Source organism: Cesiribacter sp. SM1 (assembly GCF_020178975.1).
GTDB lineage: Bacteria > Bacteroidota > Bacteroidia > Cytophagales > Cyclobacteriaceae > Cesiribacter.
In genome coordinates, this window is the sequence record NZ_JAHXBU010000093.1 from 237527 (window position 1) to 256872 (window position 19346).

Genomic DNA, 19346 nt, shown 5'->3' on the forward strand with positions numbered 1-19346 from the left:
TCTCATTAGGTTTTTCATGTAGCAGTAAAAATCCTTTTCGAGAGTTGAAGAATGTGTAAAGGCTGCCTCTATGAGGCAGCTTTTTCTTTTATAGCAAGTAAGAGAAATGAAGGGAAGAGCTATATTATCTATATTATTGAGTGTAGGCCTGTCATCATGTCTGGAAATTGGTCCGCAGGCCGAAGAAATAAAACTAAAGGTGCAGGGTTCCGGAGAAACCCATTATACAATAGAAGAAGGAGAGCACCATGCAACGCTAACGTACAAGCCTGTGGAGGTAAGCACGCTTGGCTTCAGGGCTAAATTTGACAGCTCTGCTATTTATACCACCAAAGATCCACGCAAGCAGGGCGATATAAACAAACTGATGGGGCTATCTGACTGCAGCGATCAGCACCACACCAACAGTGCCCGCTTTGGCTGGCGCTGGTACAAGGGTGCTTTGCAGATATTAGCGTACAGTTATATCAATGGGGAGCGTAGCATCAAATATTTAGGAGATGTAAGCCTGGGCGAATACCACAGCTACCGCATTTTGCTGGAAGATGGGGAATATGTTTTCTGGCTCGATGACAAGCAGTTTAGCATGCCGCGTGCCTGCAGTGGAAAGGGGGATGGCTATAAGCTTTATCCGTACTTTGGTGGTGAAGAAACTGCCCCGCACGATATTGATGTGTGGGTGATTGAGGAGTAGGCAGCGCTCAGGAACTGGCGATGGTAACTGTTGCAGCTGTTCTGCTGCAGCTGCTACAATTATGCCCAATCTTGATACGCATATTGTTTTGGGTGTTGTTCCGCTGAAGACTTCTGCTGTATTTCCTAAGTATCAGGATTGGCAGAAAATCCCGCTTAAGAAAGTGTGCCTTGGGGTTCACTATAATCAGCTTTTTTACAGACAAAGGGGGCGGCAGGAATGGCTGGATATGTGAGGCCAGCCCTTATTAAGGCTGCGTAAGTGCTACAGCACAGGTTTTGCGGCTAATCGATTAATAAGAAAGCTCAAGGTCAGTAGAATAAGCAATGCCTGATCTGATAAAATCTGCAGCGACAATCCGATAAGTTTATTACTTTAGGATGATGTTTGCTGCAACTACTGCAGGAATTGGTAAAAGACCATCTCCTTAATTCTGTAATAGACTTTTTTACGATGAAACAATTACTGTCGCTCCTGTTTTTTTTCTTTGTTTTGCTTCCGGAAACTATGAGTCAGCATCTAGAACTACCCCTTTGGGAGAGCAATGTACCAAACTACCGCCAGACAGATGAAACAGAAGTGCAGGAGAGCACTGAGATAGTCCGGATCAGTAAAGTACAGCAGCCGGCAATTGAAGTATTTCTGCCCTCGAAACGAAATGCTACAGGGCAGGCAGTGGTCGTTTGTCCGGGAGGAGGCTACGGCGTGCTGGCCTATGACTGGGAGGGAACCGACATTGCCAAATGGCTCAACTCAAAGGGTATTGCTGCAGTTGTGCTCAAATACAGGCTTCCAAATTCTAAATCTGCTGTTGTGCGGCACGAGGTGCCGCTGCAGGATGCACAGCGGGCCATGCGGCTAACCCGTGCTCATGCACAGGATTGGAATATAAATGCGGATAAGGTTGGCATTATGGGCTTTTCTGCCGGCGGGCATTTAGCATCAACACTGGGTACTCATTTCGATCAGAAGATGGCTTCTGATGCTGGCGATGCTGTGGATAAATTAAGTGCCAGGCCAGACTTTATGGTTTTGATTTACCCTGTGATCACCATGAAGGAGACATACACCCACAAAGGCTCAAGAAACTCCCTGCTGGGCGAAAAGCCGGATCAGAAGCTGGTAGATCTGTACTCCAATGAGCTGCAGGTAAAACCAAATACTCCTCCAACCTTTATAGTGCATTCTACTGATGATGGCGGTGTACCCGTAGAGAACAGCCTATTGTTTTACCAGGCACTAAAGAACAACAACATACCGGTGGAGATGCACATTTATCCCACCGGAGGCCATGGCTATTCGCTTGCGCTAAATAGGGGTTATTTACAAACCTGGCCCGACAGGTTGTACGACTGGCTGCAAAACCTGCAGTAAAGCTGCTGCTGCAGCTTTACTACTCTGCTCCCGTAAACCAGCTGCCATACATCACATAGTTGTTGGCTACTTTATCCAGACCGTCAATCTGCTCCTGGCTTAGCTGCTTTACTTTTTTTGCAGGAATACCAGCATAAATAAAGCCCGATTCGCACACTGTTCTTTCCAGCACAATGGCGCCGGCTGCAATAATGCAATTTTTCTGCACCAGTGCATGGTCCATTACTATGGCGCCCATGCCAATAAGCACATTATCTTCTACCGTGCAGCCATGCACAATGGCGTTGTGGCCTATGGATACATTGTTACCTACCGTAGTGGCCGCTTTCTGATAGGTGCAGTGGATAACTGCACCATCCTGTATGTTGGTTTTATTGCCGATGCGAATGGCATTTACATCGCCCCTGATTACAGCATTGAACCATACAGAGCAGTCGTTGCCCATTACAACATCGCCTACAATGGTGGCATTGTCGGCTATAAAGCAGTTTTCGCCTGTCTGGGGGCTAATTCCTTTTACTGGTAATATGAGTGGCATGAAGAATATTCTTTGTAGCTGGCTGAAATTACTGAAGAACTTCTTAAATGCATAATACTGCTGCCGCTAAACAAACGAACCTTTAACTTGTAGCCTTACCGTCTTTTGTTTCGATTTTGAATAGTAGCTATTGAATATATTCAACAAAAAAGGTATGTTGCTGTAACAATGGCTTTTGTGCATTTTAAGCCATATTCAGCCACAGCAAACGTGCTTGTTTTCCCGGATAAAAGCCTGTAGAATTTTATTGCCGTTACCACCCTTTATTGATATGATGAAGAGATACTTCCTGCTGTTATGCCTGGCAATTATGCTTGGGCAGTTTTCTGCTCGTGCCCAGGCTCCACTCAAAGTAAATGTAGACCTGGTGAAGAGTACCATCACCATTGGCAATGTACTTTTTACAGCCAGCTCTACCATAGAAGATTATGAAAAGCTGCTCGGCAAAGCAGATCGCATTGAGCAAAAGAGGGGCATAGACCAGTATTTTGTGTATGATAAACTCGGAATTTCCCTTTCGCTGCTGGATGATGATTCCGGCATTGTAAGCGAAATTTTCTTTACTTATCTGTATGATGGCGATATCAAAATAGCAAAAGAAGTTTATAAAGGAACGCTGGCCGTAAACAACCAGGTAGTGAGTGGCCGAACAACCCACCAGGAAATGGCTAAGCTTGCTAAAATAGAGCTGGTAGAGGTAATGAACGGGTACTTTATAACGCCCAAAAGATCTTTAAATATCCTGATGTATTATCCTGAGGGTTCATACAAAGAGCTTAAGCAATATGCTTTTAGCTTTGCTTCTGCTAAATAGCCTGTGTTATAACTTTATTGTATTGCTAGCTCCTCTACATTATGTGGGGCACAGGTTACATGTTGCCTGATCCCTGGCAGCGGATACATAAGGCCTGGTGCGTTAATCTAACAGAATAAAGGGCGAGTGTTGAATTCTGTTATAGGTTCAACACTCGCCCTTTTTGTATGGCTATGTTAAGCCCGCAATATTATTCTTTACGAGGCAGCAGGTATATTTGCAGGCCAATGTTAAGGTTGATGCCATTAAGATGGCTGTACTCAATGTTTGGCATAGATTCATCGCTCTTGTCGTAGCTTAGCATAAGCTCCAGGCCAACATGTTCATTAACAAAATGAACATAGCCTGCACCTACACCATAGCTAAGGTAACCTTCTGTAACGCTTACATCTGTTTCCTTATTTTTATAAATAGAATAGTTGTAGCCGGCCCTTACCTCCAGCAACATGCGGTTTACAGAAGATCCACCATAAAGCCTGACAAATGGGGTAAGCCCAAAAGCCGAATTAACGGCAACTGATGATGCCGAGACAAGCACCGGAATTGCAGTGCCCAGGGCAAGCTTATCAGATACAAAAAAACCAAAGCGTGGCGAAAGCACCACAAAGGAAGGGTCCCGTTCATCGCCTTCAATGTTTATGTGTAAAGTGCCAGATCCTCCTATAAGTTTAGATCCTGCACTTGTCTGGGCCACTGCAAAGCAGCTCACAAAGGCTACCAGCAAGAGGGTAAGTAAGAGTTTTTTCATGTAGATGGATGTTAATGTATAGTGATTGGGTTGCTAGATGGGTTTGTACCAATTCCCTGCATACAGGGTACTTTTAAATCAACACATTCTGTGCATCCTGCCGGGTATCATTATCATAAAAGTATCAAATGGACATTCTGAAAATTGTTAGGAACTCCCATATAAGCACTTATACTGTTAATGTATACTGAAAAGAAGCAGGTTGATAGCTGTTGTAAAAAATAGCCTCCTGGCAAAAAGTGTGTAAGACTAATGTACTAAATAATCTGCTTTACATGATAGCGAAACCATTGATTATAATTTAAACTATTGTTATGCCACGTTCATGCAAAGCTGCTATAGTTGAAGCCTGGTACTGCGTCAGTAACCCTTTACTGGGTACTGATTGATTTTTAAAAGATATTTGGTTGACTATTGCACTTCCATTTGCCTGATGGCTTTTAGTACCAGGTAAGGATCAAGGTCGTAGCCTTACACTTTTTTGAGCAAAAAAAATGCCGGCCTGTAAAGGCCGGCATTTATATTTATCAGCAAAAGCGTCTGTTAAGCATTTATTTCTGCCTGTTGGTCCTGCTCTTCGTAAGCCGATACAGGAATACAGCTGCACATCAGGTTGCGGTCGCCATAGGCACTGTCTACCCGGCGTACACTTGGCCAGAATTTGCTCTCGCGTGTGTAAGGCAGTGGGTAAGCAGCTTTCTCGCGGCTGTAAGGCTGGTTCCACTCACTGCTCATGATCATTTGGGCAGTATGCGGTGCATTCTTCAGCACGTTCTGCTGCGCATCGGCCTGGCCACTTTCTACCTCGCGAATTTCTTCGCGTATGCTGATGAGGGCATCGCAGAAGCGGTCAAGCTCGGCTACGCTCTCGCTTTCGGTAGGCTCAATCATAAGCGTGCCTGCTACCGGGAAGCTCACGGTAGGTGCATGGAATCCATAGTCCATCAGGCGCTTGGCGATATCTTCCACCTCAACACCAGCCTTTTTAAACTCGCGGCAGTCAACGATCATCTCGTGTGCACAACGGCCGTTGTTGTTGGTGTAAAGGATCTTATAATGCTCGCTAAGCCTTGCCTTAATGTAGTTAGCATTGAGGATAGCCAGCCTGGTTGCCTGGGTGAGGCCTTCCGGCCCCATCATGCTGATGTAGGCATGGCTGATGGTAAGAATGCTGGCGCTGCCCCAGGGAGCAGCCGAAACTGCCGTGATGGCACTGTCGTTGCCCATATCTACCATGGGGCTGCCTGGCAGGAATGGCTGCAGGTGTTTTGCCACACCAATTGGACCCATGCCGGGGCCACCACCGCCGTGAGGTATGCAGAAGGTTTTGTGCAGGTTCAGGTGGCAAACATCGGCACCAATGTTGGCAGGCGAGGTTAGGCCTACCTGTGCATTCATGTTGGCACCGTCCATATAGACCTGTCCGCCATGCTGGTGAATGGTATCGCAGATCTCGATGATAGACTCCTCGAACACGCCATGTGTGGAAGGATAGGTAACCATGAGGCACGATAACCTGTCGCTGTACTGCTGTGCACGTGCTTTCAGGTCTGCTACATCAATATTGCCACGCTCGTCGCACTTTACAATTACAATTTGCAGGCCTGCCATGGCAGCAGAGGCAGGGTTGGTGCCGTGTGCCGAAGAAGGGATCAGGCATACATCGCGGTGGCTATCGCCACGGTGCTGGTGATAGGCACGGATAACCATAAGGCCGGCATATTCGCCCTGTGCACCTGAGTTAGGCTGCAGCGAAACGGCGGCAAAGCCAGTAATTTCAGAAAGCCATGCCTCCAGTTCGCTGAAGAGCTGGCGGTAGCCCTGTGCCTGGTCGGCAGGCACAAAGGGGTGCAGGTTGCCCCACTCCGGCCAGGTTACCGGCTTCATTTCGGCAGTGGCATTCAGCTTCATGGTACAGCTGCCCAGCGAAATCATGCTGTGCACCAGCGAAAGATCTCGGTTCTCCAGGCGCTTGATGTAACGCAGCATTTCATGCTCAATGTGGTAGCTGTTAAATACCTCGTGCTCCAGGAATGCAGAGGTACGCTGCAGGTTTTCCGGGAAGCTGATCTCTACGTCGGCAGCAGTTAGCGCAAGCTCCTGCTTGCCTGCAGCTTCGGCAAAAGCAGCCAGAATATCTTCGGCATCCTGCATGCGCACGGTTTCGTCGAGCGAAAGCGTTACCACCAGGCTGTTAGGGCGGTAGTTAAAGTTAATATAGCGGCTAAGCGCACTCTGGCGAAGCACCTCTATCATCTGAGGGGTTTCCAGCTCTACGGCCAGCGTATCGAAGAAATTCTTGTTCAGTTGTTTGTAACCCAGCAGCTCCAGCCCTGTATTGATCAGGCGGGCATAGCCATTGATGCGGCCTGCAATCTGCTTCAGGCCCTGCGGACCATGGTACACAGCATACATACCAGCCATTACAGCCAGCAGTACCTGGGCAGTGCAAATGTTAGAGGTTGCTTTTTCGCGGCGAATGTGCTGCTCGCGTGTTTGCAGCGCCATGCGGTAAGCAGGGTTGCCGGCAGCATCCTTGCTCACGCCAATAATACGGCCGGGCAGCAGGCGCTTAAACTCATCTTTGGTAGCAAAGTAAGCAGCATGCGGACCACCATAACCCATAGGTACGCCAAAGCGCTGGGTAGTTCCTACCACAACATCGGCACCCATTTCGCCGGGAGGTGTTAGCAGGGTGAGGGCCATTAAATCGGCTGCTACGCCTACCAATATTCCTTTTTCGTGGGCAGCATCAATATAAGGGCGCAGGTCCTGTACATTTCCCCATTTGTTGGGGTACTGCAACAGCATGCCAAAGAGCGCCCCATCTTCCAGGTCCAGCTCTTCCAGCTCGCCAATTACCAGCTCAATGCCCATGGGTTCTGCGCGTGTCTGCAGAATATCCAGAGTTTGCAGAAAGGTATTTCTGTCTACAAAAAACCTGTTGGCATCTTTTTTACTGCCTTTGCGCAGGGCGTAGAACATACCCATGGCTTCGGCTGCGGCGGTGCCTTCGTCGAGCAGGGAGGCATTGGCAATTTCCATGCCGGTAAGGTCCATCACCAGCGTCTGGAAATTGATAAGTGCTTCCAGTCGGCCCTGGGCTATTTCGGCCTGATAGGGGGTGTAGGCAGTGTACCAGCCTGGATTTTCCAGGATGTTCCGCTGAATTACGCCCGGGGTGATGGTGCCATAGTAGCCCTGCCCGATGTAGGAGCGGTACAGCTTATTTCTGGAGGCCAGTTTTTTAAAATCCTGCAGAAAGGTGTACTCGCCCTTAGGCGCAGGAAGGTTCAGTGCTTTTTTAAGCCTGATATTCGCCGGAATGGTCTGATCAATAAGCGCATCCAGCGAGTTGGCGCCTACTGTTTTAAGCATATGGGCGATGCCATCGGGGCCGGAGCCGTTATGACGATCTTCAAAACGTTCAGTTTGCGAAAGCTTTATATTCATCGGAACTGGAATAGAAATTTCAAACGATGGAAATTGGAATACACTGTTGAAAAGCAGTACAAATCTACAACATATTTAGAGAAGAAAAATGCTCCCGGTAGGAAGAGAATTCCTGGAATAAAAACAGAAAAGCGCCACTCCGACAGGATAGGCGCTTTAAACATTTTATATGAAGACGGGAAGATCAGGGTCTGCCAGTTATAGGATCTTTTGAGGCAACAGCCTTCTCTTTAGGAAACTCCTGGTGCACCGATTCAGCATGTTTGCGGCTTTCCCAGTAAGCAGCATGATCTTCAGGCTCATGGTGTGGAGCCTGTGGTCCGTGCACAGAACGAAAGTCCAGGAAACTTACGGCTGCAACAAGCCCTATGAGAATGGCAACTATCCAGAAGAACAAGTTTGCCCCAAACTGTAAATATTCAGTTGCTAATATATACATACCTATCACAAATGGTTAAACAACAGCTCAAAATCCGTGCGAAGTTACCCTAAAAAGGGTAAAATGCTAAGCAATGCCTGGCATATTTCTTACGCCTCTCTAAAAAATTAACGGTAGTATGCACGGAGGGTTGCCTTCTCCCTTTTTGCAGACAAACCTAACCCTTTTTCCGGCGGGCGCTTTTTCCGCCTTTGCCGGCAATTTTGCCCCCTTTGCTGTTCTTGTTTGGTCCCTTCTTCTTAAACTTGGGACCACCGGGGCCGCCCTTGCCTGGCTGCGACTGGCCTGGCCTCGCCTTCTTTTCATGGAATGCACCTTTGAAATCGGGATTATCCTTGCGCTTCTGCCTGTCGAGCTCCCGGGCCATATCCTGCCGCTCTTCAAAGGGGGTTTCTTCTGCTATGGCCTCCTGTGGTACTGCTTCGCGCAAAATGGGCTTGCTTATCAGCTCTTCAATTTTAGTGATATGGTACAGTTCGGCAGGGGTAACAAAAGTAATGGCCTCTCCGCTTTTCTCTGCCCGGCCGGTGCGGCCCACGCGGTGCACATAATCATCATACACCAGCGGCACATCAAAGTTAATCACATGGCTTACATCTGAAATATCCAGCCCGCGCGAGGCAATATCGGTGGCTACCAGTATGTGCGACTCTCCCTCCCGGAAGTCTTCCATGGCATTGTTGCGCGAGTTCTGATCTTTGTTGGCGTGTACCACCCGCACGGGAACCATCAGCTTGCGCTGCAGGTATTTGGCAATATCTGAGGCTGTTTGCCTGGTTTTAGCGAAAACAATAACCCTGGTAAAGCGCTCGCGGTCCTGAAGCAGCTGCAGCAGCAGGTTTATTTTGGTTCTGTTGTTGGGTACCTCGTAAATCAGCTGATCAATGGTTTCTGCCGTGGTGGCCTGTGGGGCCACCTCCACCCGCTCCGGGAAATCCAGAAAGTCGCCGGCAAGCTCTGCCACCCGGTCTGGCATGGTGGCCGAGAAAAGGGCATTCTGCCGCTTGGGCGGTACTACTTCCAGAATGCGGTTAATCTGGCCTTTAAAGCCCATGTCCATCATTTTATCGGCCTCATCCATGATAAAGGTTTTGATAAAACGGGGCAGAAAGGCGCCCGAGGCATACACATCCAGAAAGCGCTGGGGGGTAGATACAATAATGTCTACCCCGGCAGCCGCGGCTTCGGCCTGTGGCTTTATGCCTTTACCGCCAATCAGGGGCAGGCAGCGCAGGTCGGTGTACTTCGCGAACTGGCGCACCACCTCATCTATCTGCATTACAAGCTCGCGGGTTGGGGCCAGTATGAGCGCCCGGGGGTGAATATCCTGGGCGTACTTAAGCTTCATTAAAACAGGCAGCACATAGGCAGCAGTTTTTCCGGTGCCGGTGGGGGCAATACCAAAAAGGTCGTGGCCTGCCAGCATTAGCGGAATAGCTTTTTGCTGAATTTCGGTGGGTTTGGTGTAGCCAGCTTCGGCAACTGCTGTAAGCAACTGCTTGTTGAGTTTGAACTGGCTAAAATCTTGGTCTTCCTGCATAGGCGCAAAGGTAGTCAATAAAGCGGAGGATTACCGCAGTTATAAACATCAACCGGCTGGCAATGGTATGTGTTTGCTGATCACTTGTGCTGCCTCCATTGCAAATTCAATGCCTTGATTTTAAGGCAATTCTTTTCTTTTCGCTTTACACATACAGAAACAGAAGAAAATACCATCTTAGCAGCCTGGTAGAGCAAACACTGTTTCTGCTTCTACGTTTGTGTTGTTTACTGTTTTCTGGTAGATATTGGCTTAAAGATTTTTTAATATATGATCTTGTTAAGTGAACTGAATTTTTCTCTGCCTTTAGAGAATCCGGTACTGATATTTTCAATTATCCTGTTCATTATACTGTTTACCCCCATTTTACTGGCGCGCCTGCGCATTCCGCAGCTTATTGGGCTCATTCTGGCAGGTGCGCTCATTGGCCCAAACGGACTCTACATAATGCAGCGGGGCGAGAGTATAGAACTTTTTGGTACTGTAGGGCTACTTTACATTATGTTTCTGGCCGGGCTCGAGATAGACCTGGGAGATTTTAAAAAGAACAGCCGCAAAAGCATGGTCTTTGGTATGTTCACTTTTTTGATTCCCATGGCGCTTGGTACGCTTGCAGGCATGTATGTGCTTGGCTTTTCGGTGCCAACTTCTGTTTTGCTGGCCAGTATGTTTGCTTCTCACACCCTGATAGCCTATCCCATCGTAAGCAAACTGGGCGTGGCCAAGAACAGGGCTGTAAATATTACAGTGGGGGGCACCATGATTACCGATACCCTGGCCCTTTTAACGCTGGCGGTTATTGTGGGCATGTCTACCGGCGAAATTTCTACCCAGTTCTGGATACGGCTGGGCCTTTCTGTGCTGGCCTTTGGCCTGATTGTGCTCCTGGTATTTCCCATTATCGGGCGCTGGTTTTTCAAGCGCTTCGATGATAATATCTCGCAGTACATTTTTGTGCTGGGCATTGTTTTTATGGGGGCCTTCTTGGCCGAGGCGGCCGGCATAGAAGCGATCATCGGGGCCTTTCTGGCCGGGCTGGCGCTCAACCGCCTGATCCCGCACACCTCGCCCCTCATGAACAGGATAGAGTTTGTAGGCAATGCCCTCTTTATTCCGTTCTTCCTGATTGGGGTGGGCATGCTTATTGACTTTGCTTCTTTTGTAGAGGATTTTGAAACCATTTTTGTGGCCATTGTCATGACCATAGTAGCCACAGTATCAAAGTTTCTGGCGGCGTGGTTTACCCAAAAAACTTTTAAATTCAGCAGTATAGAAAGAAACCTGATATTTGGCCTTAGTAATGCACAGGCAGCGGCAACCCTGGCGGCGGTTCTGGTGGGTTATAATATTGTGCTGGGAGAATCGCCCGGAGGGGAGCCAATCAGGCTGCTGAATGAAAGTGTGCTGAATGGTACTATTCTGATGATACTGGTTACCTGCACCATAGCCTCTTTTGTAACCCAGAAAGGGGCCCAGCAGCAGGCAGCAGCAGAGGCTGTAGAAGGCGCCGATGTAGAAACTGACATTGAGGAGCGCATACTGATTCCCATCAACAACATAGAAAATGTAGAGGAACTGGTAAACCTAAGCATTACAGTAAAATCAAAGCTTAACAGATCGGGTTTATATGCTTTGAATATTATTGATGAGCACCATGCCGGCGGCGTAGTGGAAAAAAATGCCCGCAAGATATTGAACAAGGCAACCGTAGTTGCTGCTGCCACCGATAATGAAGTTCAGGAACTGCTGCGTTACGACCTTAACATAGTCAATGGCATCAACAATGTAGTGAGGGAGCATAAGATCACTGATATGATCATTGGTCTTCACCAGCAACAAGGCATCAGCGATACTTTTTTAGGAAACCTAACCGAGGGTATCTTAACAAAATGTAATACCACAACACTCATTTACAAACCATTTCAGCCGCTCTCTACCATTAAACGGTACATTATAGTAGTGCCCAATAATGCCGAGCGTGAGCTTGGTTTTCCTTTCTGGCTCATCAGGGCCTGGAATATTGGAAAAAACACAGGGGCAAAGCTTATTTTCTTTGGAAGCAACAGCACCCTGGCCTTCCTCAAAGAGGTGCATGCCAAACATCCCATAGAGGCAGAGTTTCATGTATTTACAGACTGGAGCGATTTTTTGATTCTTTCACGGGAGGTGAAGCTGGATGATAACCTGATGATCGTGATGAGCCGCAGGCATTATCCTTCCTTCAATAGCATGATGGCGAAAATACCCAATTACCTGAACAGGTACTTTAAGGAGAATAATTTTATCCTGGTATATCCCATACAATTAGGGGTAGATGGCAGTCGGGATTATGAAGCAAGCAATGCTTCTGTAGCCGACTCCTTGCTGGAAGGTCTGGAGAAACTGGATGAAATAGGCAAGACCATCACAGGCATGTTCCGGCGTAAATAATCTCTGCATGTAATACCATATATGGCATAAAAAGCCTGTTCTACAAAACTATAAATTTCTGTGTTCAAACTTTAGTACTGAAGCTGCCTTCTAAAATTTTGTAAACTTCTTTCTATTCCTTTGTTTTAATAGGGAGTACTTGTAGTGAGCTCAGAATAAGTAAAACCAGGCCAGCCTAGCAAGCCTTAAAATGAACTATTGTTTCCTTCAGCATATAATTGTTTTGCAGAGGGAAATATAAACTGCGATATTAAATACACCTATGGAGCAATTCCTTGAATTACTACATCATGAATTTGAAAGACCTTTTGAGAATTCCGTTCTGATTTTTTCAGTAATTCTGCTAATCATACTGTTGTCACCCATTGTGCTTAGGAAGCTTAGGATTCCGGGTATCATAGGGCTGATTGTATCAGGGGTAATCATAGGTCCGCACGGCCTTTACATGATTGAACAGAACTCTGCGGTTAACCTGTTCTCTACCATAGGCCTGCTCTACATTATGTTCATAGCAGGCCTTGAACTGGACCTGAAGGAGTTCAGCAAGAACAGGCATAAGAGTCTGATCTTCGGTTTTTTCACCTTTATATTACCATTGGCTATTGGTTTACCGGTTTGTATGTATCTGCTGGACTATGGTTTTTTAACCAGTCTGCTCACTGCCAGTATGTTTGCCACGCACACCCTGGTGGCATACCCGATCGTAAGCAGGCTTGGCGTTTCCAAGAACGAAGCGGTGGCTATTACGGTAGGGGGTACCATTTTAACAGATACTGCAGTACTTATTATTCTGGCAGTGGTAACGGGAGCAGTAAGCGGTGGCCTTACCAGCCAGCTCTGGATAAGGCTGGGAATTTCTTTTGCAGCGTTTGTAGCCTTTGTGGTGCTGGTAATACCAACCATATCGAGCTGGTTTTTTAAGCGCTGGGAAGATGAAAAGCATGCGCACTATATTTATGTGCTTACAGTCGTGTTCTTTTGTGCATTTGTGGCAGAAATTGCAGGACTGGAGCCAATACTGGGTGCTTTTGCAGCTGGTCTGGTGCTCAACAAGTTTATTCCGCATACCTCGGCCCTGATGAACCGCATAGAGTTTGTGGGTAATTCTTTATTCATCCCGTTTTTTCTGATCAGTGTGGGAATGCTCGTAGATATAAGTGTGCTGATGCAGGGGCCGATGGCACTTATTGTGGCAGCCGCTTTAACACTTGTGTCCCTTGGCGGAAAATGGATAGCAGCTTATTTAACATCACTCTTCTTAAAATATTCTACAGCCCAGCGTAATGTTATTTTTGGCCTTAGCAGTGCCCATGCCGCGGCAACTCTGGCGGTTATTCTAGTAGGTTACCGCATCGATATCATAGACGAAAACATCTTGAACGGAACCATCATCCTTATTCTTATTACCTGCCTGGTGGCCTCGTTTGTAACAGAAAGTGCTGGTGTAAAAATGGCGCTTCAGGAAGATCAGATGGACCCTACCACATCTCCCGATCATGAGGAAAAGATACTGGTGCCCATCTCTAATCCAGATACCATGGAGCGGCTTATAGATTTTGCACTGACCATTAAAAACCCTGTTTATAACGCTCCTATATATGGTTTGGCCGTGGTAGAAGATGATGAAAAGGCACAGGTAAAGCTTGCAGAATCTCGAAAGATTCTTGAGAAGGCCCTTAACCATGCCGTGTCTTCAGATCAGCATATTGAAGTGATTACCACCATTGACAGAAATGTGAGTGATGGCATCAGGCGGGTAACCAAGGAGGTTGATGCTACAGAAATTGTAATAGGCAGCTCTCCCCAGGCAGCGTTTACAGATGTGTTCTTTGGCAGCTTTACGCAGCATCTTGTAGATTCTACTCATCAGGAGGTAATCATTTATAATCCGTCTCTGGCGCTTAATGTACATAAGGCTATACGGGTGGTGTGCCCTCCGTATTCGGAGCGTGAGTATGGCTTCCAATCGTGGCTGGAAAAGGTAATGCGCCTTGCCGGTGCCCTCACGGTAAATACTTATGTTTATTCCTCTGCAGCTACATTTGAACATATTCAGCGCTATGTTGAAGATAACAAGCTAAGCAATGGTGTGGAGCATGTTAGTACCAGCAGTTGGGAGGATTTCACTACAATGGCAAAAAGTTTTAAGGAAAATGACATAATCGTGGTGGTATCTCCTCGTAAAGGCAGTATCTCCTACCGCCCTATGATAGATGCAATACCAGTAAAATTAAACAAGCGCTTCAGAGACTATAGTTATATAGTAGTATACCCTAAGGTAGAAGTGCCCAACTATTTTACCGAATATGTGTAATCAAGGTAGCACAGTAAGCTGTTATGGCAGTAGGCATGCTACATATTGCAGCACTTTGCAGCAGTGTATTTTGAGGTTAGGATGGGAACCAGGGGAACTAAAAACTTTGCAAATGCTTGGTAGATTAGTTCTGTAACTTTTAAACAGGAATTAACTGGCGGTATGGTTGAACTGGCGAGTATTTTGGTGTTGGGTATCTTTGCTCAGTGGGTGGCATGGAAAATTAAAATGCCCGCAATTATTCCACTTATTTTTATTGGTCTTCTCCTGGGGCCTGTCAGTACCCTTTTTACTGCCGATGGTGAAAAAATTCTGAACGGTGACAGAATTTTCAAGGGAGAGATTCTCTTTGCTTTTGTGTCGCTATCTGTAGGAATTATACTTTTTGAGGGAGGGCTAACCCTTCGGTTACAGGAGATAAAAAAGCTTGCAAGCGTAATCTGGCGTATTTTAACAGTTGGTGTTATGATCACGCTTATTGGTGGTACCGCTGCAGCTTATTACTTGCTGGACCTGAATATTCGAATTGCTTTTCTTTTTGGAGCACTTATCATAGTATCGGGCCCAACCGTAGTGATGCCCATTCTGCGCAATGTTCGCCCAAATGCAAGCACCAATGCCATACTTAAATGGGAGGGCATACTAATAGACCCACTGGGTGCCCTAATAGCAGTTCTGGCTTATGAATTTGTTAAAACCACCAAAACCCAGGGAGAATTCACGGTACTTGCATTCAAGGAATTTTTTCTGACGATTGCCACCGGTGTATTTGTGGGCTTGTGCGGTGCTTTTCTGCTTTATTACCTGCTTTCCAAACATCGGTTACCGGAGTACCTGCGCAATGTAGTAACCCTGGGAGTGGTAGTGCTGAGCTTCACTTTTTCTGAAATGGTGATGCATGAATCCGGGCTGCTTACTGCCACCATTATGGGTATGGTAATGGCTAATCTCAAGATCGAAGACCTTAAAAATATCCTTACATTCAAGGAGGACATCAGCATCATCCTTACCTCCATTCTGTTCCTGTTGTTGTCTTCCCTGATTGAAATAGACCAGATCAACAAGCTTGGCTGGAACAGTCTTTTACTGCTCGGGGTAATCATGCTGGTAATAAGGCCGCTGGGTATTTTCCTGAGTGCATCCGGGAGCAACCTTACCATTAAGGAAAAGCTCTTTATTAGCTGGATAGGGCCAAAAGGGATTGTGGCTGCTGCAGTAGCTTCTGTATTTTCAGTGCAGCTGGCCCAGGTAACAGACTTTAGCCCCGAAGAAGTAGAGGATGCCGCGATGCTGCTTCCGCTGGTGTTTATGGTGATCGTTGGTACGGTGGTTGTGCAGGGGGCTTCAGCCAAACTGGTAGCAAGTATGCTCGGGGTTCAGATGAAAAAGCGTAAAGGCGTGTTGTTTATAGGTGCTAACAAGCCAGCACGTTTTATAGCCCGTTTGCTCTTTGAAAATGGAGTGCCAGTAATTTTAGCAGATACTTCCAGGGATAATGTTGCAGAGGCAGTGCGTCAGGATCTGCCAGCTGTAGAAGGCAATGTGTTGCAGGAACAAGCGTGGTACGACCTGGATCTCACAGACATGGGGCACCTAATGGCTTTTACCCCCAGTACCGACATAAACCTGCTTGCCTGCCAGAAGTTTGCCAAAGAATTTGGTGACAGAAATGTTTACCGCCTTATATCACGCAAAGAGCTGGAGGCCAAAAACATTAGCCTTCCTAAAAATCTGCTCTTCAGGGGTGCAGCCGATTTCCAGACAATGGAACGGGTAGTAAATAATGTAGAAGACCTGAAAGAAGAAACATTTAATTCAGGTGCTGATTTTGAAGCATTTCTGGAGCGGAATGCTGATAAGATCATTCCTCTGATTTTAAGGGCTCCCGATGAGTCGTTTCATTTTATAAGCAATTACCCTATTAAGGCTGCCAAGGGTGACACACTCATTTACCTGACCCACCCCAAGGCTGCTGTTGAGTAGTTTCTTTGGCTGGTAAAGGCTGGTATAGTGATTCTGGGCTTTGGAATACAGAAATTTACTCCTCCTCCGGTGGAACAAAATTCTGTAGATTTAGTAAACTATTAATAGTGGGCTTATACTTACATGCGTATTTATAGATTTAGCGTAATCAGGTTGAGTACAGCTCCTTGATCAAAAACGTATTTTTAAACAGTCAAAATTTTTTAAAATGAGTAGAGAAAGACATCTAGAGAAGCTCAAAGCTTCGCTTCGGGAAAGCCAGGAGATTTTGGGAGAATTAGTTGCCGGTACCAGCCGTGATGCTGGTAAAAGGCTACATAAAGCCAATAAAAAACTTCAGCGTACTTATGACGATGCCAGTACTGAACTGGAAGGCTACCTGGAGGATGCCTCTAAGGATTTCAGGAAGCAGTATGCTAAAACCAGTAAAGACGTAGAGCAGCAGTTCAGAAACTCCAGAAGGGAACTGGAAAAGCGGGCAGTTGTATTTAAAGACGAGTTTAACGACCGTTTTGAGGATACGCGTGCAGCAGCAAAGGCAGCTAAAAGAAGTCTTGGCGCAGGTGCTATTGCAATGGCAGCTAAAGCTGATATTCCGTCGCGCGCTGCTAATGTAGCTGCTTTTCTTGCTAAAACAGGTCTTGCCGCCAAGGCAGCCAGTACAGCAACTAAAGCAGCCGGCTTTGTGGCTAAAACAGGCCTTGCTGCCAAAGCAGCATCGCTGGTGGCCAATACAGATATTAAATCCCGCACAGCAAATTTGCTGGAGGGTGCCGCTACAAGCTTTGCCTCTGCACGCAACAAGCTTAATCCAGATGATCGCCTGATTATTCAGCACGAGAGCGAGGGCCGCAGAATCAGCAAAGCTGGTTATTTTGTGCGCTTCTCCGCACTGGCCATTATCATTATATCCAAGCGCCATAAGTTAATGGAGCTCGGTACCCAGCTGTACAACAAATTGAAAGACAGCGAAGGCAGGGCCTCTATCACGCAGGATGCAAGAGATCAGTTTGATACCATGCGCAGGCTGATGAAAGCGTATGCGAATGGCCAGTACCGTGAATTCCCTTACCGCTCGCTTGTAAAGATTGTAGCGGCAGTAATTTACTTTGTGTCAGTAGCCGACCTTATCCCGGACTTTATTCCAATCTTAGGTCTTACAGACGACCTTGCTATTCTGGCATGGGTGTATAGCTCTGTGAAAGACGATCTGCAGCAATTTGTAGATTGGGAAGCCGCAGAAGAGAAGCGCCGCAGCCGTCTGGCCAAGCAGTCTTCCGGCAGCCAGGGATCAGAAACCTCCGGTGGTTCAACCACCAGCGGTAGCAGCACTACCACTGGCAGTGGCATAGCTAATGTAGGCAATACAGCAGCTGCCGATCGTACGCCAAGCCCTAACGTAACCACCTCTACAGGTTCTGATACAGGCAGTAAGGCAACAGTAACTACTGGTACTACCAGTACTACCGGCAGCACAGGCTCTGCTACCGGTGGCGGTAGCGGCAGCACAGGTAGCTCTAACGATAAAGGTTCTACTACAGGCACAACAGGTACCACTGGTGGCACCTTAGGAGGCGTGTCTGATACAGGTAGCCGCTCTGCTGGCAATACTTCTGGCAGCCAGGGAGGAAATAGCAAAAGCTAATTACTGGCAACCGCTAGTTTACCTTAATGTATAGATGGAAAGGGGAGCGCATGGCTCCCCTTTTTTATTGCTGGCTGCACAATTAAGAAGGGAACTATTCAGTTCTTATTAAAGTAATGTGTATGTTTATTTCAAGTCGGCTTTATTCAGGTGTATGAAGTATAATAGCTTATTAATTGTATTGTTGGTTGCTGCGCTTTCTGCATGCAGTGGCACTAAAAGTGCTGGCGTGGCAGGCAGCTCATCAAACCAGGCAGCGCCCTCGGCTTCTTCCAGGAGTGCAGGTTCCGAATCCGGATCTAATTCTATATTTGGAGGTTCCGGTGGCAGTACCAAAAAAGGGAATAGCAAAGCTTACCAGCGTACCCATGCAGATCTTGTAAAAGAAGCAGAAGAGCGCCAGGTAGAGAATGCCAAGCGACGTGAAAAAGAAGCAAAGCTGGCAGAAAAGCCTCAGTACTCCGACCCCAGCTACTTTGGGCATAAGAAAAAACCAAAGAAACGCCCGGTTGGCAAGCGCAAGATGTGCAAAGAGTGCGGTATCGTGCATTAAGATAAATTTAAGATAAACATTAAGCGGCTGTTGCCGCTTTTTTTTTTGACCAGGCCCTGCCTTATTTTTATACCCGCGAGTTAATTATAGATATGAATAATCTGCACCGTTACATAGAACATACCAACCTTAAGCCAACGCTTACCCATTACGATATTGAAAGCCTGGTAGAAGAAGCCCGGGCACATGAGTTTGTTGGCATTTGTGTGCCACCCTTCTGGGTTAAAAAGGCTAAACGTGATATTGGCGAGGCCAACATACAACTGGTTACTGTTATTGGTTTTCCGCTGGGCTATCACATGACGGAAACAAAGCTGGAAGAAATGCAGCTTGCCATACGCGATGGTGCCGATGAACTGGACATGGTTATGAATGTATCGGCACTAAAAGCCCAGATGTCGTGGGTTAAGATAGAAATTGCCCGTTGTGCACAGCTGGCGCATGAGCATGAGCGTATCCTGAAGGTGATTATAGAAACCGCTTATCTCAATGAAAAAGAACTGGAACTGGCCTGCCGCTGGTGTGCCGATGCCGGAGTAGACTATGTTAAAACCAGCACCGGTTTTGCCCCGGAGGGTGCCAGGGTAGAGGATGTGCGCAAAATGCGGGAGTTACTGCCCAGCAATGTAGGTATAAAAGCCTCTGGCGGTATACGCAGCCTCGATAGTGCTATGCAGCTGATCCAGGCAGGTGCCGACAGGCTCGGAACATCTGCCGGAGTGGCCCTGGTAAAGGAGTCCCGGCAGGGCGGGCAAGCAGCAGATCAAACAGATAGTAGTGCTTACTAGTTTAAAGGTTGGAGCTGTACAGCCTGCTGCCTC

The 19346-nt window shown here is 47.0% G+C and carries 14 protein-coding genes; 9 read left to right on the forward strand and 5 right to left on the reverse strand.

The window, feature by feature from the left end; all coding sequences use genetic code 11:
* Positions 1-106 precede the first annotated feature (106 nt).
* A complete protein-coding gene (locus tag KWJ01_RS22885; RefSeq protein WP_224999453.1) occupies positions 107-694 on the forward strand; it encodes a hypothetical protein in 588 nt (195 codons plus the stop codon).
* Between the two features lie 507 nt (positions 695-1201).
* The gene (locus KWJ01_RS22890) at positions 1202-2068 is read left to right on the forward strand and encodes an alpha/beta hydrolase (RefSeq protein ID WP_224999454.1); all 867 of its coding nucleotides are present in this window, start codon (positions 1202-1204) and stop codon (positions 2066-2068) included.
* 19 nt (positions 2069-2087) lie between these two features.
* On the opposite strand, the gene KWJ01_RS22895 is transcribed toward KWJ01_RS22890, so the two are convergent.
* Positions 2088-2606: a gamma carbonic anhydrase family protein gene (locus KWJ01_RS22895; protein ID WP_224999455.1), complete on the reverse strand. Its 519-nt coding sequence runs from the start codon at positions 2604-2606 to the stop codon at positions 2088-2090.
* Positions 2607-2877: 271 nt separating this feature from the next.
* On the opposite strand from KWJ01_RS22895, the gene KWJ01_RS22900 reads away from it, so the two are divergent.
* Positions 2878-3420, forward strand: coding sequence for a hypothetical protein (locus KWJ01_RS22900; protein ID WP_224999456.1), 543 nt, complete (start codon positions 2878-2880; stop codon positions 3418-3420).
* A 190-nt stretch (positions 3421-3610) separates the two neighbouring features.
* On the opposite strand, the gene KWJ01_RS22905 is transcribed toward KWJ01_RS22900, so the two are convergent.
* The 4 genes from KWJ01_RS22905 to KWJ01_RS22920 form a co-directional block, all read right to left on the reverse strand.
* Positions 3611-4168, reverse strand: coding sequence for a porin family protein (locus KWJ01_RS22905; protein WP_224999457.1), 558 nt, complete (start codon positions 4166-4168; stop codon positions 3611-3613).
* A gap of 543 nt (positions 4169-4711) precedes the next feature.
* Entirely contained in the window at positions 4712-7621 is a 2910-nt protein-coding gene (gene gcvP / locus KWJ01_RS22910) for an aminomethyl-transferring glycine dehydrogenase (protein ID WP_224999458.1), read from the reverse strand.
* A 184-nt stretch (positions 7622-7805) separates the two neighbouring features.
* Positions 7806-8060, reverse strand: a complete 255-nt coding sequence (locus tag KWJ01_RS22915) for a hypothetical protein (RefSeq protein WP_224999459.1) — start codon at positions 8058-8060, stop codon at positions 7806-7808.
* Positions 8061-8217: 157 nt separating this feature from the next.
* On the reverse strand, positions 8218-9600 hold the full coding sequence (locus KWJ01_RS22920) for a DEAD/DEAH box helicase (RefSeq protein ID WP_224999460.1): 1383 nt from the start codon (positions 9598-9600) through the stop codon (positions 8218-8220).
* 270 nt (positions 9601-9870) lie between these two features.
* On the opposite strand from KWJ01_RS22920, the gene KWJ01_RS22925 reads away from it, so the two are divergent.
* From KWJ01_RS22925 to deoC, 6 genes are all read left to right on the forward strand, one after another.
* Positions 9871-12030 carry a cation:proton antiporter gene (locus KWJ01_RS22925; protein WP_224999461.1) on the forward strand — a complete coding sequence of 720 codons (2160 nt, stop codon included), beginning with the start codon at positions 9871-9873 and terminating at the stop codon, positions 12028-12030.
* A 262-nt stretch (positions 12031-12292) separates the two neighbouring features.
* Positions 12293-14344, forward strand: a complete 2052-nt coding sequence (locus KWJ01_RS22930; protein ID WP_224999462.1) for a cation:proton antiporter — start codon at positions 12293-12295, stop codon at positions 14342-14344.
* 162 nt (positions 14345-14506) lie between these two features.
* Positions 14507-16327, forward strand: a complete 1821-nt coding sequence (locus KWJ01_RS22935; protein WP_224999463.1) for a sodium:proton antiporter — start codon at positions 14507-14509, stop codon at positions 16325-16327.
* Positions 16328-16535: 208 nt separating this feature from the next.
* Complete coding sequence (locus tag KWJ01_RS22940; protein ID WP_224999464.1) at positions 16536-17972, forward strand: YkvA family protein; 1437 nt, start codon at positions 16536-16538, stop codon at positions 17970-17972.
* Positions 17973-18126: 154 nt separating this feature from the next.
* On the forward strand, positions 18127-18525 hold the full coding sequence (locus KWJ01_RS22945) for a hypothetical protein (protein WP_224999465.1): 399 nt from the start codon (positions 18127-18129) through the stop codon (positions 18523-18525).
* Positions 18526-18617: 92 nt separating this feature from the next.
* On the forward strand, positions 18618-19313 hold the full coding sequence (deoC, locus tag KWJ01_RS22950; RefSeq protein ID WP_224999466.1) for a deoxyribose-phosphate aldolase: 696 nt from the start codon (positions 18618-18620) through the stop codon (positions 19311-19313).
* The last annotated feature ends 33 nt before the right edge of the window (positions 19314-19346 follow it).

What these genes read in the sequence shown, in the direction of transcription:
- KWJ01_RS22885 (WP_224999453.1), top strand. Translation starts at nt 107, where the DNA reads ATGAAGGGAAGAGCTATATTATCTATATTATTGAGTGTAGGCCTGTCA.
- KWJ01_RS22890 (WP_224999454.1), top strand. Translation starts at nt 1,202, where the DNA reads ATGAGTCAGCATCTAGAACTACCCCTTTGGGAGAGCAATGTACCAAAC.
- KWJ01_RS22895 (WP_224999455.1), bottom strand. Translation starts at nt 2,606, where the DNA reads ATGCCACTCATATTACCAGTAAAAGGAATTAGCCCCCAGACAGGCGAA.
- KWJ01_RS22900 (WP_224999456.1), top strand. Translation starts at nt 2,878, where the DNA reads ATGATGAAGAGATACTTCCTGCTGTTATGCCTGGCAATTATGCTTGGG.
- KWJ01_RS22905 (WP_224999457.1), bottom strand. Translation starts at nt 4,168, where the DNA reads ATGAAAAAACTCTTACTTACCCTCTTGCTGGTAGCCTTTGTGAGCTGC.
- gcvP (WP_224999458.1), bottom strand. Translation starts at nt 7,621, where the DNA reads ATGAATATAAAGCTTTCGCAAACTGAACGTTTTGAAGATCGTCATAAC.
- KWJ01_RS22915 (WP_224999459.1), bottom strand. Translation starts at nt 8,060, where the DNA reads ATGTATATATTAGCAACTGAATATTTACAGTTTGGGGCAAACTTGTTC.
- KWJ01_RS22920 (WP_224999460.1), bottom strand. Translation starts at nt 9,600, where the DNA reads ATGCAGGAAGACCAAGATTTTAGCCAGTTCAAACTCAACAAGCAGTTG.
- KWJ01_RS22925 (WP_224999461.1), top strand. Translation starts at nt 9,871, where the DNA reads ATGATCTTGTTAAGTGAACTGAATTTTTCTCTGCCTTTAGAGAATCCG.
- KWJ01_RS22930 (WP_224999462.1), top strand. Translation starts at nt 12,293, where the DNA reads ATGGAGCAATTCCTTGAATTACTACATCATGAATTTGAAAGACCTTTT.
- KWJ01_RS22935 (WP_224999463.1), top strand. Translation starts at nt 14,507, where the DNA reads ATGGTTGAACTGGCGAGTATTTTGGTGTTGGGTATCTTTGCTCAGTGG.
- KWJ01_RS22940 (WP_224999464.1), top strand. Translation starts at nt 16,536, where the DNA reads ATGAGTAGAGAAAGACATCTAGAGAAGCTCAAAGCTTCGCTTCGGGAA.
- KWJ01_RS22945 (WP_224999465.1), top strand. Translation starts at nt 18,127, where the DNA reads ATGAAGTATAATAGCTTATTAATTGTATTGTTGGTTGCTGCGCTTTCT.
- deoC (WP_224999466.1), top strand. Translation starts at nt 18,618, where the DNA reads ATGAATAATCTGCACCGTTACATAGAACATACCAACCTTAAGCCAACG.